The 26,287-nt window shown below is 73.0% G+C and carries 22 protein-coding genes, 1 pseudogene and 2 riboswitches; of the genes and pseudogenes, 11 read left to right on the top strand and 12 right to left on the bottom strand.

Features of this window, described 5'->3' with window-relative positions:
- The first annotated feature begins 298 nt into the window (after positions 1 to 298).
- Both lanKC and ACN27C_RS24165 read left to right on the top strand, forming a co-directional pair.
- A complete protein-coding gene (gene lanKC / locus ACN27C_RS24170; protein ID WP_422748340.1) occupies positions 299 to 2,944 on the top strand; it encodes a class III lanthionine synthetase LanKC in 2,646 nt (881 codons plus the stop codon).
- Positions 2,945 to 3,299: 355 nt separating this feature from the next.
- Positions 3,300 to 4,568, top strand: a complete 1,269-nt coding sequence (locus ACN27C_RS24165; RefSeq protein ID WP_422748338.1) for an MFS transporter — start codon at positions 3,300 to 3,302, stop codon at positions 4,566 to 4,568.
- Between the two features lie 106 nt (positions 4,569 to 4,674).
- Here the strand turns inward: ACN27C_RS24165 and ACN27C_RS24160 are convergent, their stop codons facing one another.
- The 3 genes and pseudogenes from ACN27C_RS24160 to ACN27C_RS24150 form a co-directional block, all read right to left on the bottom strand.
- Positions 4,675 to 5,820, bottom strand: coding sequence for a winged helix DNA-binding domain-containing protein (locus ACN27C_RS24160; protein WP_422748336.1), 1,146 nt, complete (start codon positions 5,818 to 5,820; stop codon positions 4,675 to 4,677).
- A 57-nt stretch (positions 5,821 to 5,877) separates the two neighbouring features.
- Complete coding sequence (locus ACN27C_RS24155) at positions 5,878 to 6,720, bottom strand: NAD(P)H-binding protein (protein WP_422748334.1); 843 nt, start codon at positions 6,718 to 6,720, stop codon at positions 5,878 to 5,880.
- A gap of 62 nt (positions 6,721 to 6,782) precedes the next feature.
- Positions 6,783 to 7,960: pseudogene (locus ACN27C_RS24150) on the bottom strand (epoxide hydrolase family protein).
- A gap of 63 nt (positions 7,961 to 8,023) precedes the next feature.
- Here ACN27C_RS24150 and ACN27C_RS24145 point away from each other — a divergent pair.
- The 4 genes from ACN27C_RS24145 (at position 8,024) to ACN27C_RS24130 (ending at position 12,825) form a co-directional block, all read left to right on the top strand.
- A complete protein-coding gene (locus tag ACN27C_RS24145) occupies positions 8,024 to 9,001 on the top strand; it encodes a helix-turn-helix transcriptional regulator (RefSeq protein WP_121686689.1) in 978 nt (325 codons plus the stop codon).
- Between the two features lie 805 nt (positions 9,002 to 9,806).
- Entirely contained in the window at positions 9,807 to 10,805 is a 999-nt protein-coding gene (locus ACN27C_RS24140) for a tyrosine-type recombinase/integrase (protein WP_422748331.1), read from the top strand.
- 40 nt (positions 10,806 to 10,845) lie between these two features.
- The gene (locus ACN27C_RS24135) at positions 10,846 to 11,865 is read left to right on the top strand and encodes a hypothetical protein (RefSeq protein WP_422748329.1); all 1,020 of its coding nucleotides are present in this window, start codon (positions 10,846 to 10,848) and stop codon (positions 11,863 to 11,865) included.
- Positions 11,864 to 11,945: riboswitch (ZMP/ZTP riboswitch) on the top strand. Its footprint overlaps the gene before it by 2 nt.
- Positions 11,946 to 11,958: 13 nt before the next feature.
- Positions 11,959 to 12,825, top strand: coding sequence for a bifunctional 5,10-methylenetetrahydrofolate dehydrogenase/5,10-methenyltetrahydrofolate cyclohydrolase (locus ACN27C_RS24130; protein ID WP_422748327.1), 867 nt, complete (start codon positions 11,959 to 11,961; stop codon positions 12,823 to 12,825).
- Between the two features lie 3 nt (positions 12,826 to 12,828).
- Here ACN27C_RS24130 and ACN27C_RS24125 read toward each other — a convergent pair whose 3' ends face one another.
- A complete protein-coding gene (locus ACN27C_RS24125; RefSeq protein ID WP_120569873.1) occupies positions 12,829 to 13,608 on the bottom strand; it encodes an endonuclease/exonuclease/phosphatase family protein in 780 nt (259 codons plus the stop codon).
- A 174-nt stretch (positions 13,609 to 13,782) separates the two neighbouring features.
- On the opposite strand from ACN27C_RS24125, the gene ACN27C_RS24120 reads away from it, so the two are divergent.
- Positions 13,783 to 14,556, top strand: a complete 774-nt coding sequence (locus tag ACN27C_RS24120) for a sulfite exporter TauE/SafE family protein (protein ID WP_308212782.1) — start codon at positions 13,783 to 13,785, stop codon at positions 14,554 to 14,556.
- Positions 14,541 to 15,344: a GNAT family N-acetyltransferase gene (locus tag ACN27C_RS24115; protein ID WP_120569872.1), complete on the top strand. Its 804-nt coding sequence runs from the start codon at positions 14,541 to 14,543 to the stop codon at positions 15,342 to 15,344. Before ACN27C_RS24120 ends, ACN27C_RS24115 begins: the two co-directional genes overlap by 16 nt.
- Here ACN27C_RS24115 and def read toward each other — a convergent pair.
- Positions 15,324 to 15,833 carry a peptide deformylase gene (gene def, locus ACN27C_RS24110; protein WP_422748324.1) on the bottom strand — a complete coding sequence of 170 codons (510 nt, stop codon included), beginning with the start codon at positions 15,831 to 15,833 and terminating at the stop codon, positions 15,324 to 15,326. The genes ACN27C_RS24115 and def overlap by 21 nt on opposite strands.
- A gap of 21 nt (positions 15,834 to 15,854) precedes the next feature.
- Positions 15,855 to 16,352, bottom strand: coding sequence for a MarR family winged helix-turn-helix transcriptional regulator (locus ACN27C_RS24105; protein ID WP_422748322.1), 498 nt, complete (start codon positions 16,350 to 16,352; stop codon positions 15,855 to 15,857).
- 48 nt (positions 16,353 to 16,400) lie between these two features.
- On the opposite strand from ACN27C_RS24105, the gene pip reads away from it, so the two are divergent.
- The gene (gene pip, locus ACN27C_RS24100; RefSeq protein WP_422748320.1) at positions 16,401 to 17,366 is read left to right on the top strand and encodes a prolyl aminopeptidase; all 966 of its coding nucleotides are present in this window, start codon (positions 16,401 to 16,403) and stop codon (positions 17,364 to 17,366) included.
- Between the two features lie 74 nt (positions 17,367 to 17,440).
- Here pip and ACN27C_RS24095 read toward each other — a convergent pair whose 3' ends face one another.
- Entirely contained in the window at positions 17,441 to 18,634 is a 1,194-nt protein-coding gene (locus ACN27C_RS24095) for a chorismate-binding protein (RefSeq protein WP_422748318.1), read from the bottom strand.
- Between the two features lie 123 nt (positions 18,635 to 18,757).
- Here ACN27C_RS24095 and ACN27C_RS24090 point away from each other — a divergent pair, with 123 nt between their 5' ends.
- Positions 18,758 to 18,958: a DUF5999 family protein gene (locus tag ACN27C_RS24090; RefSeq protein WP_013286363.1), complete on the top strand. Its 201-nt coding sequence runs from the start codon at positions 18,758 to 18,760 to the stop codon at positions 18,956 to 18,958.
- A 94-nt stretch (positions 18,959 to 19,052) separates the two neighbouring features.
- On the opposite strand, the gene gcvP is transcribed toward ACN27C_RS24090, so the two are convergent.
- Positions 19,053 to 21,875 (bottom strand): aminomethyl-transferring glycine dehydrogenase, encoded by a 2,823-nt coding sequence (gcvP, locus tag ACN27C_RS24085; RefSeq protein WP_422748316.1) that lies wholly within the window; start codon positions 21,873 to 21,875, stop codon positions 19,053 to 19,055.
- Between the two features lie 73 nt (positions 21,876 to 21,948).
- Positions 21,949 to 22,039, bottom strand: a riboswitch (glycine riboswitch).
- Positions 22,040 to 22,096: 57 nt separating this feature from the next.
- Positions 22,097 to 22,939, bottom strand: coding sequence for an NAD-dependent protein deacetylase (locus ACN27C_RS24080; protein ID WP_422748314.1), 843 nt, complete (start codon positions 22,937 to 22,939; stop codon positions 22,097 to 22,099).
- Between the two features lie 165 nt (positions 22,940 to 23,104).
- On the opposite strand from ACN27C_RS24080, the gene ACN27C_RS24075 reads away from it, so the two are divergent.
- A complete protein-coding gene (locus ACN27C_RS24075) occupies positions 23,105 to 23,761 on the top strand; it encodes an NAD(P)H-binding protein (protein WP_120569866.1) in 657 nt (218 codons plus the stop codon).
- Between the two features lie 49 nt (positions 23,762 to 23,810).
- Here the strand turns inward: ACN27C_RS24075 and ACN27C_RS24070 are convergent, their stop codons facing one another.
- Genes ACN27C_RS24070 through ACN27C_RS24060 form a run of 3 tightly spaced genes read right to left on the bottom strand, consistent with a single transcriptional unit; the run spans position 23,811 to position 26,052 of the window.
- A complete protein-coding gene (locus ACN27C_RS24070; RefSeq protein ID WP_091426887.1) occupies positions 23,811 to 24,488 on the bottom strand; it encodes a DivIVA domain-containing protein in 678 nt (225 codons plus the stop codon).
- Positions 24,485 to 25,660: a globin domain-containing protein gene (locus tag ACN27C_RS24065; RefSeq protein ID WP_422748311.1), complete on the bottom strand. Its 1,176-nt coding sequence runs from the start codon at positions 25,658 to 25,660 to the stop codon at positions 24,485 to 24,487. Before ACN27C_RS24065 ends, ACN27C_RS24070 begins: the two co-directional genes overlap by 4 nt.
- 2 nt (positions 25,661 to 25,662) lie before the next feature.
- A complete protein-coding gene (locus ACN27C_RS24060; RefSeq protein ID WP_120569863.1) occupies positions 25,663 to 26,052 on the bottom strand; it encodes a group I truncated hemoglobin in 390 nt (129 codons plus the stop codon).
- Between the last annotated feature and the right edge of the window lie 235 nt (positions 26,053 to 26,287).

Below are 26,287 nucleotides of genomic sequence, written 5' to 3'. Positions count from 1 at the left end.
CGGTCTTCATCACGGACCTCCAGAGAACAGGGAAAGGCGGGCGCACAGCCCGCGTACGCGACGAATTCTGGCCGACACCGGGCCCCGCGGACGTCCCCGTACCGGGTGACATCCGGTGTCACCTTCCAGACGGACCCCCGGCGCCCGGCACCGGGCCGGGGAGGACCCCGAACCTCGCCCCACGGCCGGACGCCAGGACCGGCCGGCTACGACCACGATGGAACCAGTCCGGACGACGGCAGCGACACACCGAACGCCCCGGACACCCGTCCCATCCGTCACGGCCGCGAGGTTTGCCATGCCCACGCCCGGTGCGTTCCTGATCGCCGACCCGGTCCACGTCGACTTACCGGCGTACGTCGCCGACACGGCGAGCCGGTTCCCGCTGGCCGACCAGACCCCGCCCGCCGGCTGGCGCGTCGCCGAGCACGGCGGCTGGGTCATGTGGCACCCCACCCAGGCGCAGCTGCCGCAACAGGGCTGGAAGGTGCACGTGTCAGTGGGCCTCGACGACGCCGCCGACGTGCTCGACCTGGTACGCGACCACTGCGTCCGCCACCACGTCGCCTTCAAGTTCCAGCGCAGCCGCCGGCTCGCCCTGGTCAACAACGAGAAGTACGCCCACCGGGCCGGCAGCGGCAAACTCGCCGCCCTGTACCCGGCCGACGACACCGCCCTGCGCCGCATCCTCGACGACCTCGGCGCCCGGCTCGCCGGCTACCGCGGCCCGTACGTCCTCAGCGACCTGCGCTGGCACGACGGCCCGCTCTACCTGCGCTACGGCGGATTCGCCGAACTCTGGTGCGTCGACGGCGACGAACCCGTCCCCGCCGTCGTACGCCCCGACGGAGCCCTCGTCCCCGACCGGCGCGAACCCGTCTTCACCGTGCCCGACTGGGCCCCCGTACCCGACTTCGTCGCCGAACGCATCGCGGCGGTGGCCGCCGAAACCCACGACGACCCGCCCTACCGCATCGACGAGGTCCTGCACCACTCCAACGCCGGCGGCGTCTACCGCGCCACCGACCTGCGCGACGGCCGCACCGTCGTCCTCCGCGAAGCCCGGCCACTGGCCGGTCTCGACGGAGCCGGCACAGACGCGCTCACCCGCCTGCGCCGCGAGGAGGACATGCTGCGGCGCCTCGCCGGCCTCGATTGCGTACCACGACTGCTCGACCGCCTCACCTGGTGGGAACACGAATTCCTGGTCGAGGAGTTCGTCGAGGGGGACACCCTGCAACACCACCTCGCCATGCGGCACCCCCTGATCCACCCCGACCCCACCGACCAGGACCTGGCCGACTACACCGCCTGGGCCCTCGACGTCATCGACCGGGTCGAGACCGCACTGTCCCAGGTACACGCCAGGGGAGTGGTCTTCGGCGACCTGCACACCGCCAACGTCATGATCCGACCCGACGGCCGGATCGTCCTCGTCGACTTCGAACAGGCGTACCTGGTCGACGAGGACTTCACCCCGTCACTGGGCGACCCCGGCTTCGCCACCCCGCGGATACGCCGCGGCCCGGCCGTCGACAGGTACGCGCTGGCCTGCCTCCGGCTCGCCGTCTTCCTACCGATCACCCAGCTCACCGCCCTGACCGACGAGAAGTTCCACGACCTGACGACCGCGGCCCGACGGTTCCCCCTGCCGGCCGGCTACCTCCAGCGCATCCGGGACGACCTGCACACCGCACGCACCGCGCCCACCACCGACGGCGCCGCCACCACGGCACCCGGCCGCAGCCGCGTCACCCGCTTCCCCTGGCCCACCGCCCAGACCGCCGACCACACCCCGCTGCTCGAATCACTCGCCGCCGGAATCCGCGCCACCGCCACACCGCACCGCACCGACCGGCTCTTCCCCGGCGACCCCGGACAGTTCCCGCACGGCGGCGCCACCCTCGCGCACGGCGCCGCCGGCGTCATCTGGGCCCTCGTCACCACCGGCGCCGACTACCCCGAACGCGACGAACACCTCGACTGGCTCGTCCGCGCCGCACGGCACCTACCCACCACGCACCTCGGCCTCTACGACGGCCTCGCCGGCATCGCCGCGCTGCTGGACCGCACCGGACGCCACGACGACGCCGCGGAACTGCTCGACCGATGTCGCACCGGCCTCCACGACCGGTACGGCCCCGGCCTGCACAGCGGCCTCGCCGGCATCGGACTCGCCCTGCTCCGCACCGGCCGGCCCGTCCCCGACGACGCCCTGCGCATCGGCGACCGGCTCGCCCGCACCCTCACCGGCGACACGAAACAGCCCGTACCCGAACCCGCCCGCCCCGGCCTGCTGCGCGGCTGGTCCGGCCCGGCCGTCCTCCTCACCCGGCTCCACGAAGCCACCGGCGACCCCGCCTGGCTGCGCGCCGCCCGCACCGCCGTCCGCCGCGACCTCGAACACACCGTCCGCGACGACAAGGGCAACCTGCACGTACGCGACGGCGCACGACGACTGTTCTACCTCGACGAAGGCAGCGCCGGCATCGCCGTCGCCGCACACACGCTGCTCCACCACGGCGAACGCCCCTGGCTGCGCGACGTCGTCACCACCGTCCGCCGGACCGTCGACGTCGAGTTCGTCCTGCTGCCCGGCCTCTTCCACGGCCGCGCCGGACTGCTCGCCACCGCCGCCCTGCTCGCCGACGACCCACCACCGCACCGGCCGCGCGCCACGCGCCCCGTCGCCCTCGTCCGCGACGGCGCGACCCGCCACCACCCGGCACACCTGACCCGGCTCGCCTGGCACGCGTACGCCCTCGACGGCCGCCTCGCGTTCCCCGGCGACACCCTGCTGCGGATCTCGACCGACCTGGCCGCCGGCGGCGCCGGAATCCTGTCCGCGATGCACGCCGCGCTGCACCGCACCGGAGTCACCCTGCCCTTCCTCGACGCGCCCACCCACGTCGCGTCCACCGACCACCTCCTCGCCGCGAGCTGAACCAGCCGGCACCCACAGACCCCGTCGGACCCACCGACGGCCCTCCGGCCGACACCGGAGGCCCGACCACCACACCCACGAAGGAGGTGAACCCCCATGACGAAGCTCCTCAACCTGCAGGCCATGGCCACGCAGAACGGCACCCGCCACGCGGTCCCGCCGCAGTCCAGCAGCATCAGCATCGCCTGCTGCAACGGCTGAGACGGCAGTGGCGACAGGGCCACCGGCCCCGGCCACACCTGATCCGCCTGGCGACCCGGGCGGGCGGCCCCCCCGCCCGCCCGGGTCCGTCGTCAACCCGCCCCACAGCCGGTGGAGCCGACCTCCCGCCCGCCACCACGCCAACGGAGCCCCCATGCCGCCCACCGGCCTGCGACACAACCGCGACTTCCTCCTGATCACCGTCGCCCGGACCGCCTCCAAACTCGGCACCCAGGTCACCGCCGTCGCCACACCGCTGCTCGTCCTGATGATGACCGGCTCCGCCACCGACGCCGGCCTCGTCGCCTTCGCCGAGGGCATGGCCCTCGTCCTCGTACTCCTGCCCGCCGGCCTGCTCGCCGACCGCCGCGACCGGCGCATCCTCATGCTCTGCTGCGACGGCGGCGCCCTGCTCGCCGTCACCGGCGTCATCGCCCTCGCCCTCGTCGGAGACGCACCAGTCCTGCTGCTCGCCGTCCTCGCCGCCGCCACCGCCGGTCTCGGCGCCGCGCTGCAACCCGCCGCCGCGGCGGCGACCCGCGCCGTCGTCCCGGCCCGCGACCTGCGTACGGCGACCGTGTTCAACGAGACCCGCAACGGCGTCGTACACCTGGCCGGCCCACCGCTCGGCGGCTTCCTGTTCGGCCTCGCCCCGGCACTGCCGTTCCTCGTCGACGCGATGTCCTACGCCGTCTCCCTCGTCGCCGTGGCCCTGCTGCGCGGCCCGCTCGGCCGGTCCCTGACCGAGCCGGGGGAGTCCCTGCCCCGGCAGGCGGTCGCCGGTGTCCGCTTCCTGTGGCGCCACCCCTCACTGCGGTTCACGCTGCTCAGCGGCGCCGTCCTGAACTTCGCGTTCGCCGGCGTGCTGCTGGCGATCATCGTCGTGCCGGTCCGCAACGGCGCCTCCGGCCTGTCCGCCGGAACCGTCATGGCGTGCGTCGGGCTCGGCGCCGTCGCCGGGTCACTCGTCGCGTCCTGGCTGACCGCCCGGATACCCACCCGCTGGCTGATCCTCGCCGTCATCTGGGCCTGCGGCGTCCTGACCGCCGCCATGGCCACCACCGACAACGGACTGCTCCTCGGCGCGCTGGCCGGCGCCTGCGTCCTCGTCGTACCGGCGGCCAACATCAGCATGCTGACCCTCCAGACGCTGCTGACCCCCGGCGACCTCCAGGGCAGGGCGAACGCCGCCACCAGCTTCATCGCGCTGATCGTCGCGCCGTTCGGCCCGGCGCTGTCCGGTCTGCTGATCGACCAGGTACCGGCCCCGATGGTGTTCGGCAGCTTCGCAGCCGTCATGCTGGCGCTCGCCGTCGTCGCCGCCCTCGCGCCCGCCGTGCGCGCCATGCCCGATCTGCGGTCCGTCGAGGAGGACGCCCAGGAGGCGGGCGACGCCGAGCACCGCGACCCGCAGCCGGTCTGAGCCGACCGTCGCGCCGGCCGACGCGGGGGAGAGGCGCCGCTTGACGGCCCCACTCCCCATGGCCGCGCCGGGACATTCGGATGATCATGAGAGCGCATCGGTTCGATCACTGCTGACCGGTTTCCTCACTGGTCACCTTGTCCTCGGAGCCGACGGACGGGGCCGTGCCGTCGCGGAGGTCGTGGGCGGCGCCGGGCACGGCGAACTCCAGCAGCCGGGCGCCTTCGGCCTCGATCTCGGCGCGCTCGATGGCGGTCAGCGGCCGGAACGGGTCGATCTCCAGAGTCGCTGACGCCTTGCCCGGACGGAGCTTCCAGGCGCCCGTCACCTGCCCGTCCACGAGGAAGGTGGCGCGCATCCCGTTGCGCGTCATGACCCGTTTGCGGGCCTCCTCCGAGATCACGCGGGTGCGGTCGGTGTGGGAGGCCAGGAGGTTGTCGTATTCGGGCAGGAAGCGAACCGGCGCGCGGGCGTCGGCGTCGGGGCGTGGCGCATCCGGGAGGTCGAACAGCTCCACCCCGTGCTCGTCGCGGAAGACCGCCAGCCGTGGCCGCAGCCTCTCCAGGACGGGCCGCAGCCGGGTTCGGCCGGCCCACGTCTGCACGTCGGCGACCGACGCCGGGCCGAACGCGGCGAGGTAGCGCAGCACGACGTGTTCGGAGTCGGCGGCGCAGGCGGGCTCGGCTCCGGTCCAGCAGGCCGCCGTCGCGTACCGGGTGGTGCCGCCGACGCCCCAGACGGCGCGTGGCGGCACCTGCACCAGCGGTACCAGGTTCCGCACCACGGTGGCGAGTGCGCGGGGCTCGCGATCGGGCCACCGCTCGTGCAGCGCCGCGCCGAGTTCCTTCGGGGTGAGGGGTCGTGCGCCGAGCAATGCCCGGCCCGACTCCGCCACGGCCGCACGGTCCAGACCGGTCAGGATCGTCTTGAACGCGGTGTCCAGCTCACGGTCGAGCGCGGGCTGCGCCCATGGCCGCAACGAGCGGTAGTCCGCCGTGGTGACCAGGTGGACGGTGCTGCGCATCAGCGCGACCCGCACCAGGCGGCGTTTGGTCAGCGCGTCCGTCAGGTCGGCAGTGCCGAGCTTCCGCAACCTGCTCCAGAGCCCGAAGTAGGGCGCGTAGGGCGCCTGCGCCTGCATGCCGACCAGCCGGGTGACCGCCTCCTCGGCGGTCGCATCGGCCCGTTCCAGCAGCATCTGACGGGCCAGCAGGGCTCGTCCCAGCTCCCGTCGCCGCAGCACCTGTGCCACCGTGCCGTCCTTTCCATCGTATGGCAGGGGCGGCGGATGCCGCCCCAGCCTCGTCGATCAGCCGCCGAAGTCGGCCCGGTGATCCGCGGCCCACCGAGCGTAGGTACGCGCGGGGTGCCGGGTGATCTGCTCGATGACGTCGTTGACCGGCGCGGGCCTGCCGACCGCCTGCGCCATGAGACCGAACAGCGCCGCCACGAACTCGGGGTCCATGAACTGGCTCATCTGCTCCAGCACGGGCTCTGGGTCGAGGTCCTCGACGGTGAGCGGGCGCCCCAACGTCTCGCCGAGGATGCGGACCTGCTGCGCCTGGGTCAGCGACTCGGGGCCGGTCAGGTCGTAGGCCCGCCCCGCTTGGCCGCCGCCGGTCAGGATCCGCGCGGCCACCTCGGCGACGTCCCTCTCGTGCACGGCGCTGAACGCGGCTTCGGCGTACGGCGCGCGAATGACGTCACCGCCCTGGAGCTGCATCCCGAACGCCAACGAGTTGATGGCGGGGAAGAGAAGCCGCAGGAACGTCCACTCGATCCCAGACGCCTCGATGGCCTGCTCGACGTCGCGGTGGTACTGGGCGATTACGTCGGGCTGCCGCTCGGCGCCCGGGACGATCGCCCCCGAGGACAGGAACACCAGCCGCCGCACCCCGGCCCGCCCCGCGGCCGCCAATAGCGGAGCGACATCCATCCCGTACTGCAGAACCAGGAAGGCGGCTTCGACGCCGGCCAGCGCCGCTGGCAGCGTCTCGGGCTTGGTCAGATCGCCCTGGACGACGTCGGCTTCCGCCGGGAGCCCGGCCTGTTCCGGGGTACGGGTCAGCGCCCGTACCGGCGCACCCGCGGCGACCAGCTCTTCTACTGCCTGACGTCCGAACTGAGCCGTGGCACCAATGACGAGATACATGAGGGTTTCCGTTCGTGTGAAGACTGGGGGTCTGATGGGGTCCGCCTGCAACCGGCGGCGGATCAGCGAACCTTGCGGAAGAACTGCTGGATGTCGTGGACGAGCAGATCGGGCGCGTCGTGGGCGGCGAAGTGGCTGCCCCGGTCGTAGACGTTCCAGGAGACGATGTTTTCGTGATCGCGGTCGGCGAACGTCCGGATCGACTGGTAGTCCCAGGCGAAGTTGGCCAGGCCGAGGGGCACGGTGGTCGGTTTCGGCACGGTGGTGCCCCGGCCGTTCGACTTCTGCTGTACGGGGGCCGCCGCCGCGTCCTCGTAGTAGAACCGGGCGGCTGAGGCGGCTGTGTTGGTCAGCCAGTAGATCATCACGTTCGTGAGCACGTAATCCGGGTCGAGCGAAGCGCCGAGCAGCTGCGCGTTCCAGCCCAGCAGGCCGGCCGGGGAGTCGGCTAGAGCGTGCGCCAGATTCTGCGGCTCGGTGGACTGGAGCTTGTCGTACGCGCCCCGGTTCTGGGTGAACCACTCGGCGAACGCGAGCTTGCCGCGCTCCTCCTCGGAGAGGCCGGCCAGTTCGGCGGGGTCGCCCGACGGGAACGAGAAGACCTGTGTCACGTGCACGCCGCAGACGTGCTCAGGATCGACCCGGCCCACCTCGGGCGAGATCCGCCGTCGTTGCCGGCCGCGCCGTACCGGTCGTAGCCGAGCCGCTGCATCAGCTCGGCCCAGGCCCGGGCCACCCGGTACCGGTCCCAGCCGCGCTCCCGGGTCGACCCGGAGAAGCCGAAACCCGGCACCGACGGAATGACCAGGTGGAACGCGTCCGCCGGGTCGCCGCCGTGCGCTCGTGGCTCGGTGAGCGGGCCGATCACATCCAGCCACTCGACCACCGAGGTCGGCCAACCGTGGGTCAGTATCAGCGGCGTCGCGTCCGGCTCCGGCGACCGCACGTGCAGGAAGTGGATGTTCTGGCCGTCGATCTCGGTGGTGAACTGCGGGTACGCGTTCAGCCTCGCCTCCCAGGCCCGCCAGTCGTACCCGGTGCGCCACCGCTCGACCAGCTGCCTCACGTAGCCCACCGGGACGCCGTACTCCCAACCGGGCGGCACCGGACCAGCCGGCGCCGACTCGTCCGCGGGCAGTTCCTCCGCCCACCGGGTGCGGGCCAGCCGCTGCTGGAGATCGTCGAGCTCGGCCTGAAGGATGTCGATCCGGAACGGTGCGACCGTGCTGTCGTTCGTCATGGTCATCAGCGTAGGAGGAAATTAGGCAAGGCCCGTTCCTAATAAACTGGCATACTGCGAAGAATGTTGGAAACCGCGGCGCGGCTGCTGCGCCTGCTCTCGCTACTCCAGACACCCCGCGAGTGGACCGGCGCCGAACTGGCCGAACGGCTGTCGGTCAGCACCCGGACCGTTCGCAACGACGTGGACCGCCTGCGGAACCTCGGCTATCCGGTGCACGGCAGCCGGGGCGCGGTGGGCGGCTACCGACTCGGCGCCGGGGCCACGCTGCCGCCGCTGCTGCTCGACGACGAGGAAGCGGTCGCGGTGGCGATCGGGCTGCGCACTGCCGCCGGGGGCACGATCACCGGGGTCGAGGAGACCTCGTTGCGCGCGCTGGCCAAGCTGGAGCAGGTGCTGCCGGCGCGACTCCAGCGTCGCGTTGACGCCCTCAAGCGGTACGCCGTCGTGGTGCCGCGGGACGACCTGGGCCCGCGGGTGGACGCGGACAGGCTGAGTGTCCTCGCCGCAGCCTGCCGGGACCACGAACGCCTGCGATTCGGCTACCGAAGCCACGACGGCTCCGAGAGCCGGCGCGAGGTGGAACCGTACCGGCTGGTCAACTGGGGACGACGGTGGTATCTCGTCGGGTTCGACGTCGAGCGGGCCGACTGGCGAACGTTCCGGGTGGACCGGCTCCACCCACGTACCCCGACGGGCCCCCGATTCATCCCCCGCGATCTCCCCGAGGAAGCCGTCGACCAGGTACGCCGGGGCGTGTCGTCGGCCGCATGGCGGTACCGGGCCCAGGTCGTCGTACACGCACCGGCCGAACAGCTCATCGAGCAAATCAACGCCGCCATCGGCACCATCACCCCGGTCGACGACACCCACTGTCTGCTGGACACCGGCGCGGACAGCATCGAGGCGCTCGCCGTCCACCTCGGCCTGCTCGGCGTCGACTTCACCGTGACGGAACCCGCGGAACTCGTCGAACTCGTGCGTACGCTCGCCGGCCGCTACCACCGCGCCACCACCGAACCGCGTCCGCAGGACACCTAGGCCGGCGCAGCACGGGGGTCGGCCGTGGCCTGCGCGGCTCCGGGCCGGGCTCACCGCCCGCGCCGGCTGCGAACGGTCCTCACCTTCTCCATCGTGGGGGAGAGAGGCGGGGGCAGGGGCGAAGATCCGCGACAACGAATGACCCGCCGGGAGCTGCGTTTCAGGGTGGCGCGCCCTCGCCTACCTCGACTGGTGCCACGAGGCGCAGCGAGGCGGGCAGGTTCAGGAGATGCCTCAAGTTGAGAATGGCTCAGGACGAATGAGAAGTGACAGATGTCGGACGCGCTCGGCGCGGAGGACATAAAAGCCTGCCTGAGCACCCCGTCGTCAGATTCGATAATGCACATTATGTCAAGCAAACCGGAGACGGGGACCTCCCCGAGCGCTCGCGCGAGCAGGTAACCGCTTCGGCAGAGCGTCGGGTGCCGGCGGGTCAAGCAGTCACCCCTGTCGTGCCGCGTGCTCGACCTGGCGAGGTTGGCACCGACAGTGAGCTCGCCGTCCGCCGCCAACCGGCTCGCACCGACAGACACGATGTCGCCGGCGTTGCCCGCAGACAGGCACCAATCGCCTGAACCCCACCTCGCTCCACCCACCGTCCACCGATCATGAAGTTGGCGGCGACAAAAGCATTCCCGGTCAACCATGATCGCCCGGAGTTGCCGCCAGTTCGCCGAGGTGGCTGCATCGGAGCACTGCGTTACCGCCGTCTCGGCGAGATGGAGTTGATCATCGCCTTGATCGCCCGCGCTCCCCCGAAGTGGGCCTCCTGGCGGGAACGCGAGAATCATGCATAATATCCCTTATGCATGACAAACCGGACGAAACAGTGAAGGCTCTCATCGAGGAGTTTCTCACCGCCCGGGCCACCCGTAAGCCCTCACCGCACACCCTGGCCGCGTACCGGAGGGATCTGACCACAGTGGCCGAGCTGGTGGCGGCGGCCGGCGACGCCACTCCCCTCCCCCTGGACCGGCTGGCGGTCAGCGCCCTCTCCCCCCGCGTGATGCGCGCGGCGTTCGCGCGGTTCGCCGCTCCCCGCGCCGCCGCGTCGGTCCATCGCGCCTGGTCGACGTGGAACAGCTTCTTCACGTTCCTGGTCGCCGAGGGCGTCGTACCGGGAAATCCGATGCCCGCGGTGGGCCGGCCCCGCACGCCTCTCCCCCGGCCCAAGCCGCTGCGGGGCGAGCACACCCCGGAGGAACTACTGGCGGCGGTGGCGCGCGCGGAGGGCCGGCAGCGTGATCCGTGGCCGGAGCGCGACCTGGCGGTGCTGGCGCTGGCGTTGTGCGCGGGGTTGCGGCTGTCGGAACTGCTGGCGCTGCGTGTGTCGTCGGTGGCCGGGCGGGCCGGCGAGCGGCGGGTGGACGTGGCGGGAAAGGGCGGGCGGCCGCGTACGGTGCCGATCGAGGACGCTGTGGACCGGGTGCTGGCCGGTTATCTGGACAGCCGGCGGCACCGGTTCGGGTCGCGCAGCGTGCGGCCGGACGCGCCGTTCCTGGTGGACCGTCAGGGTGAGCCGTTGCGGCGGGGTGGTCTGCAGTACCTGGTGGAGTCGTGTTACCGGCGGGCGGGCATCGGTGACCGGGTGCCGCGGGGCGCGCGGTTGCACGCGTTGCGGCACACGTTCGCGACGCGGTTGGCGGAGGACGGGGCGAGCGCGGCGGAGATCATGCGGTTGCTGGGTCATGCGTCGTTGGCGTCGTCGCAGACGTACATCGAGGTGACGGCGGGTCAGCAGCGGGCGGCGGTGGCGGCGAACCGCACCAACCGGGCGTTGTCGGGGTTGACGCCGCCGCGGTGACGGGCGCGCGGCGGTCCGACCTGCTGGCAGGATCGGCGGGATGCGAGTCGGTGCGGCACGGGCGGTGGCGGTCGGGTGGGTGCGGGAGCGGATGCGCGTCGATCCGTTGATCGAGGGGGCGTTCTTCAGCGGGTCGACTGTGGGGTTGCCGGATGACGCGGTGCTGCCGGTGTCGTCGGACGTGGACGTGTTGCTGGTGCGCCGTGAGCCCGGCGCGAAGGTGGGCAAGTTCGTGCACCGGGGGGTGCTGCTGGAGGTCAGCACTGTCACCTGGGAGGAGTTGGGTGGCCCGGAGGACGTGCTGGGGTCGTGGGTGTTCGCGCCGATGTTCCGTACCGATGGGGTGATCGCGGATCCGTCGGGCCGGCTGGCCGCGGTGCGGGAGCGGGTGGCGGCGGGGTTCGCGGATCCGGTGTGGGTGCGGGCGCGGTGCGCGGGCGTGCGGCGGCGGATCGAGGCCGGTCTGCGGGCGGTCGACGCCGAACCGCCAACCGCGGAGCAGGTGCTGGCGTGGGTGTTTCCGACGTCGTTGCTGGCGGTGTGGCCGGCGGTGGCGGGGTTGGTGGATCCGACGGTGCGGCGGCGGTACGTGCGGGCGGAGGGGGTGTTGTCGCGGTTCGGGTTCGCGGATCGGTATCCGGGGCTGCTGGACACGCTTGACGGCGGCGGGGCGGGTGTGGACGCGGCGCGGGTGCGGGAGCATCTGGCCGGGTTGGCGGTGGTGTTCGACGAGGTGGCGCGGTTGCCGCGGGAGGGGTTCGCGTTCGGGGCGGATCTGGGTGCGGCGGGGCGTCCGGTGGTGTTCGACGGTGCGGCTGAGCTGATCGAGGCGGGCCGGCATCGGGAGGCGATGTTCTGGGTGCTGGTGACGTACGCGCGGTGTCATGTGGTGTCGGGTCCGGTGGCGCCGGAGCGGGAGCGGGCGTTCGGGGCGGTGCTGGCGGATCTGGGGGTGGCGTCGGCGGCGGATCGGCGGCGGCGGGCGGACGGTCTGCTGGCGGCGTTGCCGGGGTGGCAGGCGGTGGTGGAGGCGGTGGCGGCGGAGGCTGTGGCAGGCTGAGGGGGAACGCGACTGGCGGCACGGGGATGGGTGAACCATCGGGGAGCTCGTCGTGGGGGTCGACCGCCTGGGCCTCCGCGGGCGAGGTGTCGTATGTCTTCTGCGCGGTTGCTGCCGGGTGCCCCGGTGGCGGAGCGGGTGTTGTCGGAGGTCGCCGCGTCGGTGGCGGAGCTGCGTGCGGCGGGGGTGACGCCGGCGCTGGCGACGGTGCTGGTGGGTGACGACGACGCGAGCGCGGGTTATATCCGGATCAAGCAACGCCAGGCGGCCGACCTGGGTTTCGTGTCGCCGCACGTGCATCTGCCGGCGTCGGCGTCGCAGGTGGATCTGCACGCGGTGCTGGCGGATTTCAACTCGGACGCCACGGTGCACGGGGTGCTGGTGCAGTATCCGATTCCGGGTCACCTGGACTACGACCGGGCGTTGGCGGAGCTGGATCCGGACAAGGACGTGGACGGGATGCATCCGGTGAACATGGGCCGGCTGGCGTTGGGGTTGCCGGGTCCGTTGCCGTGTACGCCGGCGGGGATCGAGGCGTTGCTGGCGTTCCACGGTGTGCCGGTGGCGGGCCGGGAGGTGGTGATCCTGGGCCGGGGTGCGACGTTGGGGCGGCCGCTTGCGATGTTGCTGGCGCAGAAGCGGCCGACGGCGAACGCGGCGGTGACTGTGGTGCACACGGGTGTGGCGGACTGGCCGCGGTACACGCGGCGGGCGGAGATCCTGATCGCGGCGGCGGGGGTGCCGGGGATCGTGCGGCCGGAGCATGTGCGTCCGGGTGCGGTGGTGGTCGGTGGTGGTGTCCGGTACGAGGGGCGGCGGTTGCTGCCGGACGTGGACGAGTCGTGTGCGGAGGTGGCGGGTGCGATCACGCCGCGTGTGGGCGGGGTGGGTCCGACGACCGTGGCGATGTTGTTCCGCAACGCGGTGGAGGCGGCGCGGCGGCAGAGCGGTCTGGGGTGAGCGTCAGCCGAGGTCGACGACGAGGGGCCGGTGGTCGGAGATGGTGGCCAGCGGGGTGTGGACGGCGGTGACGGGTGGGAGCCGGTCGAGGCCGTGCCGGTCGGCGAGGATGTGGTCGAGTTGGACGCGGGGTTGCCCGGCCGGGTAGGTGGGGCGGCGGGCCAGGGGCTGCCAGCGGGTGAGCGCGGCGGCGGGTCCGGCGGGCAGGTTGAGGTCGCCGAGCAGGATCCGGGGTGCGGGCAGGGTGCGCAGGACGCGGACGACGCGGCGTAGTTGCCAGACGTTCCAGCCGGGGACGAAGGACAGGTGGGTGGCGGCGACGGTGAGGGGGCCGTGGGGGGTGTCGAGGACGGCGGCGAGCACGACGCGGGGTTCGTCGCGGAGCAGGACGAGTCCGCCGCCGGGGCCGGGTGCGTAGATGGGTGAGCGGACGGGTGCGGCGCGCAGGCGGGTGACCTGCCAGGAGCGGACGGGGTGGCGGCTGATCAGGCCGATGCCGTAGAGGGGTTCGCCGTGGCCGTCGTCGTCGTGGGTGAGGGGGCGGAACTGTTCGCCGGGGGTGCCGACGACGGCGGCGGCGAAGCGGTGGTGGTCGGCGTGCAGGGCGCGGGCGGCGACCGCGGTGAGGTCGAGTTTGCCGCTGCGGGTCTGGTCGCGGTCGACTTCCTGGAGGGCGAGGACGTCGGCGTCGAGGTCGGTGACGGCGGCGGTGAGCCGGTCGGGGTCGACGAGCCCGTCGGTGAGGGAGCGGCCGTGCAGCAGGTTGAAGGTGGCCAGGCGCACCTGGACACCCTACGTCGTCGTGGGAGTCTTGCCGGGTGCTGAAACTGTTGTGCTGTTCGATGCTGGTGTTCGTGGCGGTGGGGTCGGTCGGGGTGTGGTTGCGGCGTCGCCGGGGGCGGTGAGGCTGGCCACAGGGGGCCTCGCCGTTGGTGGCGGCGTGGGCAGAATGCGGCGGTGGATGCCCTGTCGTTGACGACGTTGCTGACCGCTGCCCTTCTGGCCGGGTGGGTGGACGCGGTGGTGGGTGGCGGCGGTCTGTTGTTGTTGCCGGCGTTGCTGGTGGCGGCGCCGGGTGTGCCGGTGGCGACGGCGTTGGGCACGAACAAGCTGGCGGCGATCTTCGGTACGTCGACGGCGGCGGTGACGTACGCGCGGCGGACGAAGCTGGACTGGGCGGTGGCGGGTCCGGCGGCCGGGTTGGCGGTGCTGACGGCGGGGTTGGGTGCGGCGTTGGCGGGTGCGGTGCCGGGTAGCGCGTACCGGCCGGTGGTGCTGGTGGTGCTGGTGGCGGTGGCGGTGTTCGTGCTGGCGCGGCCGTCGCTGGGTGTGGTGGCGTCGCCGCAGCGGCGGACTCCGGCGCGGGTGGTGGTGGCGGTGGCGGTGGCCGGTCTGGGTATCGCCCTGTACGACGGGTTGATCGGGCCGGGTACGGGGACGTTCCTGGTGCTGGCGTTCACGGCGATTCTGGGTTCGGATTTCGTGCACGCGTCGGCGATGGCGAAGGTCGTGAACGCGGGCACGAATCTGGGTGCGCTGGTGGTGTTCGGGTTGACCGGGCACGTGTGGTGGGCGCTCGGTGCGGCGATGGCGGTGTGCAACGTGGTGGGGGCTGCGGTGGGCGCGCGGATGGCGTTGCGGCGGGGTGCGGGGTTCGTGCGGGTGGTGCTGTTGGTGGTGGTGCTGGCGCTGGTGGCCCGGTTGGGTTACGACCAGTGGATGGCGGGCTGATCGCGGTGGCGGTGCGGGCGGAGCACGACCGGGCGGTGCTGGCGGGTCTGCTGGGCGGGGATCCGGTGTTGCACGCGTACCAGTTGGGTGATCTGGACGATTTCTTCTGGCCGTACACGTCGTGGTTCCGGCGTGGGGACCAGGTGGTGTTGCTGTATCACGGGGTGGAGTTGCCGACGTTGCTGGCGTTCGCGGCACCGGATCGGGTGGCGGATCTGGCCGCGCTGGTGTCGGAGGCGGCGCCGGTGTTGCCGGCGCGGATGTGGGCGCACCTGTCCCCCGGTCTGGAGGCGGTGGTGTCCCGCTGGTTCGTGGTGTCGGAGGCGGCGGCGCATCACCGGATGGCGTTGACGGATCCGGGCCGGCTGGCGGCGGTGCCGGCGGTGGGTGAGCCGTTGGGGCCGGCGGACGCGGCGGAGCTTTCCGGGTTGTACGCGGTGGCGTATCCGGGGAACTGGTTCGACGCGCGGATGCTGGAGACGGGCCAGTACGTGGGGGTTCGGGAGCGTGGCCGGCTGGTGGCGGTGGCGGGGGTGCACGTGTTCTCGCCGCGGTGGCGGGTGGCGGCGCTGGGGAACGTGACGACGCATCCGGACGTGCGGGGGCGGGGTCTGGGTGCGGGTGTGGTGGCGGCGTTGTGCGCCCGGCTGCGCGCGTCGGTGGATCACGTGACGTTGAACGTGCGGGCGGACAACGCCGCGGCGGTGCGGTTGTACGAGCGGCTGGGGTTCTCCCGGGTGGCCGGGTTCACCGAGTGCGCGTTGACGTCAGCGGCCGCGGCTGGGTGAGTCGAACCGGCCGGCGCGGATCTCGCGCAGGGCGCGGCGGCGGGTGTCGCCGCGCAGCGTGTCGACGTAGAGGCGGCCGCGCAGGTGGTCGGTCTCGTGTTGCAGGGCGCGGGCGAGGAAGCCGCTGCCGGTGATGGTGAGCGGTTCGCCGTGCTGGTCGTAGCCGTGTGCGGTGGCGTGCATGGCGCGGGGGGTCGGGAAGTACAGGCCGGGGATGGACAGGCAGCCTTCCTCGTCGTCCTGGAGTTCGTCGGACACCTCCAGGGTGGGGTTGACCATGTGGCCGCGGTGGCCGTCGGCGTCGTAGACGAACACCTGGGCGTTGACGCCGATCTGGGGTGCGGCGACGCCGGCGCGGCCGGGTGCGCCGAGCAGCGTGTCCATCAGGTCGGTGACGAGGGCGCGCAGTTCGACGTCGAAGCTGGTGACGGGTTCGCTGGGGGTGCGCAGCACGGGGTCGCCGATGATCCGGATGGGGCGCATAGTCATGTCCGGAAGGCTATCCGTTGCTTACCGTTCGCGGGTGTCCGGTGGGGTGTCCAGCAGGCCGGTGTCGGCGATGCGGTCGCGCAGGGGCCGGCGGCGCAGGGCGGCGAGGACCGCGTACAGCTCGTCGGCGAGTGGCACCGGTAGTTCGGTGTCGAGGTGGCGTACGGCGGTGGTGGTGGCGGCCCATTCGGCTTCGACGGCGGGCAGCAGGGCGCGGGCGCGGTCGGTGAGGGTGACGATGCGGTGGCGGGCGTCGGCGCCGGGGCTCAGGTCGACGAGGCCGGCGCGGCGCATCTGGGCGACGGTCTGGCTGGCGGCGGAGTGGGTGACGCCGATGCGGGCGGCGAGGTCGCGGATGGGCAGTGGGCCGTCGGCGACGAGCGCGCGGACGACCGGTGAGTAGCGGGGCCGGTAGTCGGTGAGGCCGAGCCGCTGGTGGACGGCGGCGACGTCGCCGTCGAGGACGTCCAGGACGTGGCGTAGCAGGGTGCCGAGGGCGTCGCGGTATGGGGCGGTCACGTCCACTAATGTAACAGCGCTGTTGTATCTGACCCGGGGAGGCCGCACATGTATCCACCGATCGAGCCGTACGCCCACGGCATGCTGGATGCCGGGGACGGGCAGCGCGTGTACTGGGAGACGTGCGGCAACCCGGACGGGCTGCCGGCGCTCGTGGTGCACGGTGGGCCCGGGTCGGGCGCGGGCGCGTCCTGGCGGCGGCTGTTCGACCCGGCCGCGTACCGGATCGTGCTGTTCGACCAGCGTGGCTGCGGGCGCAGCACTCCCCCGGCCTCGGATCCGGCAACGGACCTGTCGGTGAACACCACCGGGCATCTGCTGGCCGACATGGAGGCGCTGCGCGCGCACCTGGGGATCGACAGGTGGCTGCTGTGCGGCGCGTCGTGGGGGTCGTCGCTTGCCCTGGCGTACGCGCAACGGCACCCGCAGCGGGTGAGCGCGCTGGTGCTGTTCAGCGTGGTCGCCAACACCAGCCGCGAGATCGAGTGGCTGACCCGGGACATGGGCCGGATCTTCCCGCAGGAGTGGGCGCGGTTCCGCGACGGGGTGCCCGAGGCCGACCGCGACGGTGACCTGTCGGCCGCGTACGCCCGGCTGGTCGCCGACCCGGACCCGGCGGTGCGGGACAAGGCGGCGCGGGACTGGTGCGACTGGGAGGACGTGCACGTGTCCCTGGCCGGCGGGTACGCGCCGAGTCCCCGGTACGCCGACCCGGTGTTCCGGTACGGGTTCACCCGGCTGGTGACGCACTACTTCGCCAACCGGGGTTTCCTGCCCGACGGGCAGCTGCTGCGCGACGCGGGCCGCCTCGCCGGCATTCCGGGGGTCCTGGTGCAGGGCCGGCTGGACGTCAGCGGCCCGCCGGACATCGCCTGGCAGCTGACCCGGGACTGGCCGGACGCGCGGCTGGAGATCGTGGAGTCCGGCGGCCACGGCAGCGGGCACGGCATCGGCGAGCGGGTGGTCGCCGCGCTGGACGCGTTCGCCGCCGGCCGGAGCCCCGCCGCCGGCTAGACCCGCCCCCGGCTAGAGCGGCCCCCGGCTAGAGCGGCCCCCGGGGCCGGGCAGCCGGGGCGGCGGACAGGCCGTCAGCCGGCGAGCAGGGCGCGGATCGGGGCCGCCTTGGCGGCGGCCTCCGCGACCTCCGCGGCCGGGTCGCTGTCCCAGGTGATGCCGCCCCCGGCCCACAGGTGCAGCAGGTCCCCGTCGGCGGCGGCGGTGCGGATGGTCAGGCCCAGGTCGAGCCGGTCGGGCCCGACCCAGCCCAGCGCGCCCATGCCCGCGCCGCGTCCGACCGGCTCCAGCGCGGCGATGCGCGCCAGGGCGGCGTGTTTGGGCGCGCCGGTGACCGACCCGCCGGGGCACACCGCGCGCAGCAGGTCGGCCAGGCCCAGACCGTCGGCGGGCGCCGCCGACACGGTGGACTCCGCCTGCCACAGGTCACACCAGCGGCGTACGGCGAACAGCTCGTCGACGCGCACCGAGCCGGTACGGGCCACCCGGGCCAGGTCGTTGCGTTCCAGGTCGACGATCATGACGTGTTCGGCGCGTTCCTTGGCCGAGGCGAGCAGGTCGCGGCGTCCGGCGGGAGTGGCCGGCCGGGTGCCCTTGATCGGGCGGGTGACCAGCCGGCCGCGCTCGACCGCGACGAGGGTCTCCGGGGAGGCGCAGCCCAGCGCCCAGCCGGGGCCGTGCAGGGTGCCGCCGTAGCGGGCGCCGGGTAGCGCGGCGAGGCGGGCCAGCGCGGGCACCGGATCGCCGGCGTACGGGGCGGCGGCGTGGCCGACGACGTTGACCTGGTAGACGTCGCCACAGGCGATGGCCTCGCGGACCGCGCCGACGGCGGCGGCGTGCGCGGCCGGGGTCCAGCTGTCCCGCCAGCCTCCGAGCCGCCACGGCGCGGGGGCCGGCGGCCGGGGCGCCGCCGGGCGGTCGGTGTGGTGGTAGACGACCACCACCAGGTCGGGCAGCGCCGGCGCGGGGCTCGGCGCGCCGGGCGACACGCCGATGGCGTACGCGCCGGCGGCGGCGGACAGGTACAGCGCGGCCCCGCACACTCCGGCACCGGCGTCGTGGCGGCCGGGGCGCGACAGGTCGTCGCGGGTGATGCCGTGCGCGGCGAGGAAGCGTTGTGCCAGGTCGGCGGGGTCGCCGCCGTCGCCGATCGACCAGTGCAGGCGGGCGGTCTCGACGAGCCGGCGGCGGCATCCGGGCGGCGCGCCGGGAACATCGACCTCCACCTGTGGGAGCGCTTCCACGACGTCCGGGCCGTTACGGGTCATCCGTTCAGCCCATTCTGGGTGAACATGACGCATCCTTGCTCGTTGCCGCTCAGTTTTCCTTGGTACTGTGCGTCACTGGTCATGTGAACCATGACACAGTGCCCCCACAGTCCGGAGAACCCGATGTGTCAGCACCAGCCCACCTGCCCCTCCGCCGACGCGACCGACCGCGAGGCCGCCCGCGTCCTTGCCTGCTTCCCTGAGCAGGGCTGGAGCCTGCTCTGCAACGGCGTCATCGTCTTCGAGGACACCGGTGAGCTGCTCCCCGACGGGCGCACCATCGCCCCGCACCGGGGTCCGGCCCGCCACGCCCTCGTCGCCTGAGCGATCACGCAGCGTCAGTGAGCGTACGCGCCGGTCATGACCGTCCGGCGCACCGGCCGGGGCGGCGACAGCCCACCGCCCCGGCGTCAGCCGCTCAGTCCTCGAACGCCTCCGGCGCGGGGCACGAGCACACCAGGTTCCGGTCGCCGTACGCGCCGTCGATGCGCCGCACCGGAGGCCAGTACCGGCCCGCCCGGTCCACACCCGCCGGGTAGGCGCCCACCGACCGCGGGTACGGGTGCGGCCACTCGTCGGCGGACACCATCGCCGCGGTGTGCGGCGCGTTGGACAGCGGGTTGTCCCCCGCCGGCCACTCCCCCGAGCCGACCTTGTCGATCTCCGCCCGGATCGCGATCATCGCGTCGCAGAAGCGGTCCAGCTCGGCCAGGTCCTCGCTCTCGGTCGGCTCCACCATCAGCGTCCCGGCCACCGGGAACGACATCGTCGGCGCGTGGAAGCCGTAGTCGATCAGCCGCTTCGCCACGTCGTCCACGCTCACACCGGTCGCCTTGGTCAGCGGCCGCAGGTCCAGGATGCACTCGTGCGCGACCAGGCCCTTGTTGCCGGCGTACAGCACCGGGAAGTGGTTGCGCAGCCGCGCCGCCACGTAGTTCGCCGCCAGCACCGCCACGCCGGTGGCGCGGGCCAGCCCGTCGGCGCCCATCATCCGCAGGTACGCCCACGGGATCGGCAGGATCCCCGCCGACCCGTGGTTCGCCGCCGAGATCGCCGGCCGCCCGTCGGCGCGCGCACCGAGGGGGTCACCGGGCAGGAACGGCGCCAGATGCGACCGCACCGCCACCGGCCCCACACCCGGGCCGCCGCCGCCGTGCGGAATGCAGAACGTCTTGTGCAGGTTCAGGTGCGACACGTCCGCCCCGAACCGGCCCGGCTTGGCGAACCCGACGAGCGCGTTGAGGTTCGCGCCGTCGACGTACACCTGACCGCCCGCGTCGTGGACCTTCGCGCACAACTGGGCGATGCCGGTCTCGTACACGCCGTGCGTCGACGGGTACGTCACCATGATCGCGGCGAGCGAGTCCCGGTGCTTGTCGATCTTCGCGTCGAGGTCGACCAGGTCGACGTTGCCGTCGGCGTCGCAGCCGACCACCACCACCCGCATGCCGGCCATCACCGCCGACGCGGCGTTGGTGCCGTGCGCCGACGACGGGATCAGGCACACGTCACGGTGACCCTCGCCGCGCTCCCGGTGGTAGGCGCGGATCGCCAGCAGCCCGGCCAGCTCACCCTGCGACCCGGCGTTGGGCTGCACGCTGACCGCGTCGTAGCCGGTCACCTCGGCCAGCCAGCCCTCCAGTTGCGCGATCAGCTCCCGGTACCCGGCGGTCTGCTCGTCCGGCGCGAACGGGTGCAGGTGCGCGAACTCCGGCCAGGTGATCGGCTCCATCTCGGTGGTGGCGTTGAGCTTCATGGTGCACGACCCCAGCGGGATCATGCCGCGGTCCAGCGCGTAGTCGAAGTCGGCCAGGCGGCGCAGGTACCGCAGCATCGCCGTCTCCGAGTGGTGGCTGTGGAACACCGGGTGGGTGAGGAACCCCGACGTGCGGGCCAGCCCGTCCGGCAGGCCCGCGTCGATGTCGCCGTCGTACCCGTCGACGCCGAACGCCGCCCACACCGCGGCGAGGTGCGCGGCCGTGGTGGTCTCGTCGCAGGAGACGCCGACCCGGTCGGCGTCGACCAGCCGCAGGTTCACGTTGCGCGCCGCCGCCGCGGCCACCACGTCGGCGGCGCGGCCCGGCACGATCGCGGTGACGGTGTCGAAGAACACGACGTCCGCGACCTCGACGCCGCCGGCGCGCAGCCCGGCCGCGAGCCGCGCCGCCGCCTCGTGGGTACGCCGGGCGATGGCCCGCAGGCCGTCCGGGCCGTGGTAGACGGCGTACATGCCGGCCATCACCGCGAGCAGCACCTGCGCGGTGCAGATGTTGCTGGTCGCCTTCTCCCGCCGGATGTGCTGCTCGCGGGTCTGCAACGCCAGCCGGTACGCCGGGTTGCCGTCGGCGTCGCGGGACACCCCGACCAGCCGGCCCGGCAGCATCCGCTCCAGGCCCGAACGCACCGCCAGGTAACCGGCGTGCGGCCCGCCGAAGCCCATCGGTACGCCGAAGCGCTGGGTGGTGCCCGCGGCGATGTCGGCGCCGATCTCGCCCGGCGGGCGCAGCAGCGTCAACGCCAGCAGATCCGCCGCCACCGTCACCAGCGCGCCCACCCCGTGCGCCGCCTCGACCAGGGCGCGGTGGTCGCGGACCGCGCCGGACGCGCCCGGGTACTGCAGGTGTAGGCCGAAGAACTCCGCCGGCAGCTCGTCGCGCTCGACGTCGACCACGCGCACCTCGATGCCGAGCGGCTCGGCGCGGCTGGCGATCACCGCGACGGTCTGCGGCAGCGCGTCGGCGTCGACCACGTACACCGGGCTCTTGCTCCTGGACGCGCGGCGGGCGAGCGTCATCGCCTCGGCCGCGGCGGTGCCCTCGTCGAGCATCGAGGCGTTCGCGGTGACCAGACCGGTCAGGTCGGTGACCATGGTCTGGAAGTTCAGCAGCGCCTCCAGCCGGCCCTGGCTGATCTCCGGCTGGTACGGCGTGTACGCGGTGTACCAGGCCGGATTCTCCAGCACGTTGCGGCGGATCACCGCCGGGGTGTGCGTTCCGTGATAGCCCAGGCCGATCATGGACACGGCGACGGTGTTCCGCGACGCCAGGGCACGCAGCTCGGCGATCGCCTCCCGCTCGCTCGCCGGGGCGGGCAGGTCCAGGGTGCCGTGCCAGCGGATCACCTCGGGGATCGCGGCGTCCATCAGCTCGTCGACGGAGCCGTAACCGACGGTGTCCAGCATCCGGCGCTCGTCGTCGCGGCCGGGACCGATGTGCCGGTCGGCGAACTGCTCTGCGGTCATGCGCTGCGCTCCTTGGTGGGGCGAGGTCGACGGGTCGGCCTCCCCCTGAGTCGCGCTGACGCGCTCCACAGCGCCTGCCCACGTGGTCCTTTTGCCTGAGAGGTTCCGGGGAGAATCTGCCCCTTCGGCGCCGTCGGGTCGACGGTCTCTCCCACGTGGGTGGTACCGGCACCCCCAACGCTACCAGCGGGCGTGTTTCCGGCTCATGTCCCGGGGGTTGATCACACCGGCGCCGGAGCCGCCGCCACCCGGTCGGCCAGCGCGCACAGGGTGGCACCCAGCGGGGCGTCCAGCCGCAGCGTCGCGTAGGTGTCACCGCGGGTGACGCCCTGGTTGACGATCGCCACCGGGATGCCGTGGCGGGCCGCCCGCAGCACGAACCGCCGCCCCGACATCACCGTCAACGACGACCCGAGCACCAGCAGCGCCCGGGCCCGCTCGACGAGCGCGAAACAGTCCGCGACCCGCGGGGCGGGGACCGCCTCACCGAAGAACACCACGTCCGGTTTCAGCATGCCGGCGCCGCAGAGGCCGCAGTCGACGGTGCGGAACCCGGTCACCGCGTCGTCGGGCAGGTCCACGTCGCCGTCGGGGTTGACGCGCGCCACCCGCGCGTCGAAGCCCGGATTCGCCTCCGACAGGCGCCGGTGCAGCTCGTCACGGCCGGTGGCGTTGCCGCAGTCCAGGCACGTCACCTCGTCGAGACGGCCGTGCAGCTCGATCACACCGGTGGCGCCGGCGGCGGTGTGCAGCCCGTCGACGTTCTGGGTGATGATCCCGCCGAGCAGCCCGGCCGCCTGCAACCGGGCCACCGCCCGGTGCCCGTCGTTGGGCGCCGCCCGGGCGATCATCTGCCAGCCCAGGTGGCTGCGCGCCCAGTACCGCCGCCGCGCCAGCGGATCCCGGGTGAACTCCTGGTACGTCATCGGGGTGTGCCGGCGCGCCGCGCCGCTGGGCCCCCGGTAGTCCGGGATGCCCGACTCGGTGGACAGGCCCGCACCGCTGAGCACCACCACGTCCCCGGCGGCCACCAGCCGCGCCAGTTCCTCGAACGCCTCACTCACCCGTCCATCGTCCCTCGCCGCGCCGCTGACCGCCCCTCCCGCCCGCCCTCGCCCCGTTGATCATGAGGTTGGCGGTGGTGCGGCCCGGCGTGTCGTACCGCCAACTTCATGATCGACGAGGCCGGTCGCCCGGCGGGGCCGCCGGGTCCGGGCTAGGTTGAGCGCATGCGCGTCGTCATCGCCGGAGGGCACGGAAAGATCGCCAAACTGCTGGAGCGGGAACTGGCCGGACGCGGAGACACCGCGCTCGGACTGATCCGCAACCCCGACCACGCCGCCGCCCTGCGCGCCGCCGGCGCCGAACCCGTCGTGTGCGACCTGGAACACACCGACGTCGACACCCTCGCCGCCCACCTCGCCGGCGCCGACGCGGTCGTGTTCGCCGCCGGCGCCGGACCCGGCAGCGGCGCCGCCCGCAAGGACACCGTCGACCGCGGCGCCGCCGTGCTCCTCGCCGACGCCGCCGTCCAAGCCGGGGTCCGCCGCTACCTGCTGGTCTCCTCCATGGGCGTGGACGCCGCGCCCGCCGACGGCACCGACGACGTGTGGGCGGCGTACCTGCGGGCCAAGAAGGCCGCCGAGGACGACGTCGCCGCACGGGACCTCGACGTGACGGTGCTGCGGCCCGGCCGCCTCACCGACGACGAACCCGCGGGCCGGATCACCCTGGCCCGGCACGCCGAACCCGGCGCGATCAGCCGCGCCGACGTGGCCCGGGTCCTGCTCGCCCTGCTGTACGCCCCGGCCACCGCCGGGCACACCCTGGAACTCGTCGGCGGAGACAGCCCCATCGCCGAGGCGATCGACGCCGTCACCGCCTGACCCACCGTGCACGTCCCGGCCCGCCCGCCGCGGCGGACCGGGACGCCGGTCAACGCTGGTGGCGGGACAACGCCGGCTGCGGCGAGCCCCCGCCGCCCTGCGGCAGCTCCCGGGCGATCCGCTCCATCGTGCGCGACAACTGCTCACTGCCGTCGTCGAGGTGCCGGGCCGCCGCCTGCATGTGCGAGATCATCATCTCGCCGAAGATCCGCAACGCCTCCCGCGTGGCCACCGAGTCGTCGAAGCCGCTCCCCGCCGCGCTGCGGTACTCCGTCACCGCCCGCTCGGCCTCCCGCTTCGCCTCCTCCGCCGCCGCCCGCATGTAACTCTCGTACTGGGTACGGGCGTACTCGGCGACCCGGCGCGCGTAGTCGTGGGCCTGCGCGATGATCTGCTCGGCCTCCCGCTGCGCCGCCGACAACAGGTTGACCTCCTTCGCCGCCGGCGTCACCGCCTCGGTACTCGGGATCACCCCGTGCCGGTGCAGCTCCAGATGGTCGTTGAGCCGCTCGTTCTCCGCCCGCAGGTTCGCCACCTGAGCCGCCAGCAGATCCAGCTCGTCGGCCACCTGCAACCGGAACCGGTCCACATCGGTCTGGTCGTAGCCGCGGCGGGTGAACGCCGCCGACCCGAACTCCCACCGCCGGACCCGGTCCGAGGTCAACCGCACCTGCACCGGACCGGACACCTGCTGCGCGTCGTAACTACTGATCGGACCCGCGCTCACCGGCCCACCTCCGTCGTTCCCGACCCGTCCGCGCCGGTCATCGTCCGCCACGCCGGGCCGTACCAGTGCTTGCCGTAACCCTCGTGATGCACCTGACCCGGCTGGTACCCGGCGCCGGTCAACGCCGCCACCGACTGACCCACCATCTCGTCGGAGCCGCACACGTACACGTGCCGCGACCGCCAGTCCCCGTCGGCCAGCACCCGGTCGGCGATACGCACCGACTCGCCCGGCCGGGCCGGATCCGCACCGGCCACGTACGACACCCGCAGCCACGGATGCGTCGCCGCCAACTTGTCGATCGCCTCGCTGTCGTAGAACTCCGTCCGTGAACGGGCACCCACGTACAGGTCCACCCGCCGGCCCGAACCCTCCGCCGCAACCTGCTCCACGAGCGCCTTCACCGGCGCCCAGCCGGTCCCACCGGCGAGCAGCAGCAGATCCGACGACCCGGCCTGCCACAACGTCAACCGGTCACCCACCGGCGACGCCAGATGGATCTGGTCACCGGCCGCGCACCCGTACACCAGACGCGACGACACCACACCACCCGGCGCGGCCCGCACGTGCAACTCCACCGTGCCGTCCGGACGCGGCGCGTTCGCCGGCGAGTAGTACCGCCACGACCGCACCGCCGGATGCGACACCCCGATCGACTGGCCCGGCGCGAACGGCAACAGATACTGCGGGCGTACCGTCAGCACCGCCACGTCGAACGTGCGCTGCTCGTGCGTCAGCACCTCCGCCACCCACCACGGCGGCGACTGCGCCTCCGCGGCCTGCGCGCCCTCCGTCATCACCTGCGCGACGAGCCCGTACGCCGCGGCCCAGTCCGCGGCCAGCTCCTCGGTCCACGCCTCACCGCAGAAGTGCCGCAACGTCGCCAGCAGCGCCTCACCGACCGCCGGGTAGTGCTCGGCGCGCACCGCGAACTTCCGGTGATCCGCGCCGAGATCCCGCAGGAACCCGACCAGCCGGTCCACCTGGTCCACGTGGGACACCACATGCCCCAGCGCCGCCACCAGACGGTCCCGCTGCCCGGCCATGTTCGTGGGGAACATCTGCCGGGTCTCCGGATGCGCCAGGAACAGCGTCGAATAGAAGTAGAGCGGCACCTGGTCGCCGTGCGCGGCGACCAGGGACCAGCTCTGCTTGAGCCGTGCGACGTCCACGCTCAGGCGTCCCCCGCCGACACGACCTGCTCCCGCACCTGCCCGAGCACGACCTGCACGTCGGCGATCACGTCCGCCGGCACACCCAGCTCGACGAGCGTCGCCGTCAGGTGCTCACCGACCTTCGCGTAGTGCCCACCGGTGATGTTCAGCGGCTGATGCGCCTCGGCCAGCCCACGACCCGCGTACTCGTTCGGGCCACCGAGCACCACCGCCAGCATCAGCGCCAGGTGCCGCCGCTGCTCCACCATGTCCACGTCGGCGAAGTAGCCGGCCAGATCCGGATCGGCCAGCACCTTGTCGTAGAACAGCTCCACCGCGGCCTTCACCGCGGCCGCGCCGCCGATGCGCTCGTAGTGGGAGATCGGGGTGGTCTCGCTCGTCACCGTCATGCTCGGTCCTTCCAGCAGGGGTCCGCGGGCAGCGCCGCGGCAGGGGCTCGCCGTCCGGCGCGGCGTTCACACAGCGTTCCACCGTGACGTCGACACGCCGACGACCGGAACGGACCATAGCGCGCCCGCCACGACACTTCACGCCGCCCCTGTCCGGATCCCGAGAACTGTCGATCACGGACAGTCAGCAACCCGGCCGAAGAAGGTGGACGCACCGCAACCATTCGCACACAAG

It is taken from the genome of Micromonospora sp. WMMD1219 (assembly GCF_049315215.1).
Lineage (GTDB): Bacteria > Actinomycetota > Actinomycetes > Mycobacteriales > Micromonosporaceae > Micromonospora > Micromonospora tulbaghiae.
The sequence above is the reverse complement of the archived record's forward strand: the minus strand, read 5'-3'. Positions and strand labels throughout refer to the sequence as shown.

Bases quoted from the DNA above. Each gene is read 5' to 3' on its own strand.
- lanKC (WP_422748340.1), top strand. From the start codon at position 299: ATGCCCACGCCCGGTGCGTTCCTGATCGCCGACCCGGTCCACGTCGAC.
- ACN27C_RS24165 (WP_422748338.1), top strand. From the start codon at position 3,300: ATGCCGCCCACCGGCCTGCGACACAACCGCGACTTCCTCCTGATCACC.
- ACN27C_RS24155 (WP_422748334.1), bottom strand. From the start codon at position 6,720: ATGTATCTCGTCATTGGTGCCACGGCTCAGTTCGGACGTCAGGCAGTA.
- ACN27C_RS24145 (WP_121686689.1), top strand. From the start codon at position 8,024: ATGTTGGAAACCGCGGCGCGGCTGCTGCGCCTGCTCTCGCTACTCCAG.
- ACN27C_RS24140 (WP_422748331.1), top strand. From the start codon at position 9,807: ATGCATGACAAACCGGACGAAACAGTGAAGGCTCTCATCGAGGAGTTT.
- ACN27C_RS24135 (WP_422748329.1), top strand. From the start codon at position 10,846: ATGCGAGTCGGTGCGGCACGGGCGGTGGCGGTCGGGTGGGTGCGGGAG.
- ACN27C_RS24130 (WP_422748327.1), top strand. From the start codon at position 11,959: ATGTCTTCTGCGCGGTTGCTGCCGGGTGCCCCGGTGGCGGAGCGGGTG.
- def (WP_422748324.1), bottom strand. From the start codon at position 15,833: ATGACTATGCGCCCCATCCGGATCATCGGCGACCCCGTGCTGCGCACC.
- pip (WP_422748320.1), top strand. From the start codon at position 16,401: ATGTATCCACCGATCGAGCCGTACGCCCACGGCATGCTGGATGCCGGG.
- ACN27C_RS24095 (WP_422748318.1), bottom strand. From the start codon at position 18,634: ATGACCCGTAACGGCCCGGACGTCGTGGAAGCGCTCCCACAGGTGGAG.
- ACN27C_RS24090 (WP_013286363.1), top strand. From the start codon at position 18,758: ATGTGTCAGCACCAGCCCACCTGCCCCTCCGCCGACGCGACCGACCGC.
- gcvP (WP_422748316.1), bottom strand. From the start codon at position 21,875: ATGACCGCAGAGCAGTTCGCCGACCGGCACATCGGTCCCGGCCGCGAC.
- ACN27C_RS24075 (WP_120569866.1), top strand. From the start codon at position 23,105: ATGCGCGTCGTCATCGCCGGAGGGCACGGAAAGATCGCCAAACTGCTG.
- ACN27C_RS24060 (WP_120569863.1), bottom strand. From the start codon at position 26,052: ATGACGGTGACGAGCGAGACCACCCCGATCTCCCACTACGAGCGCATC.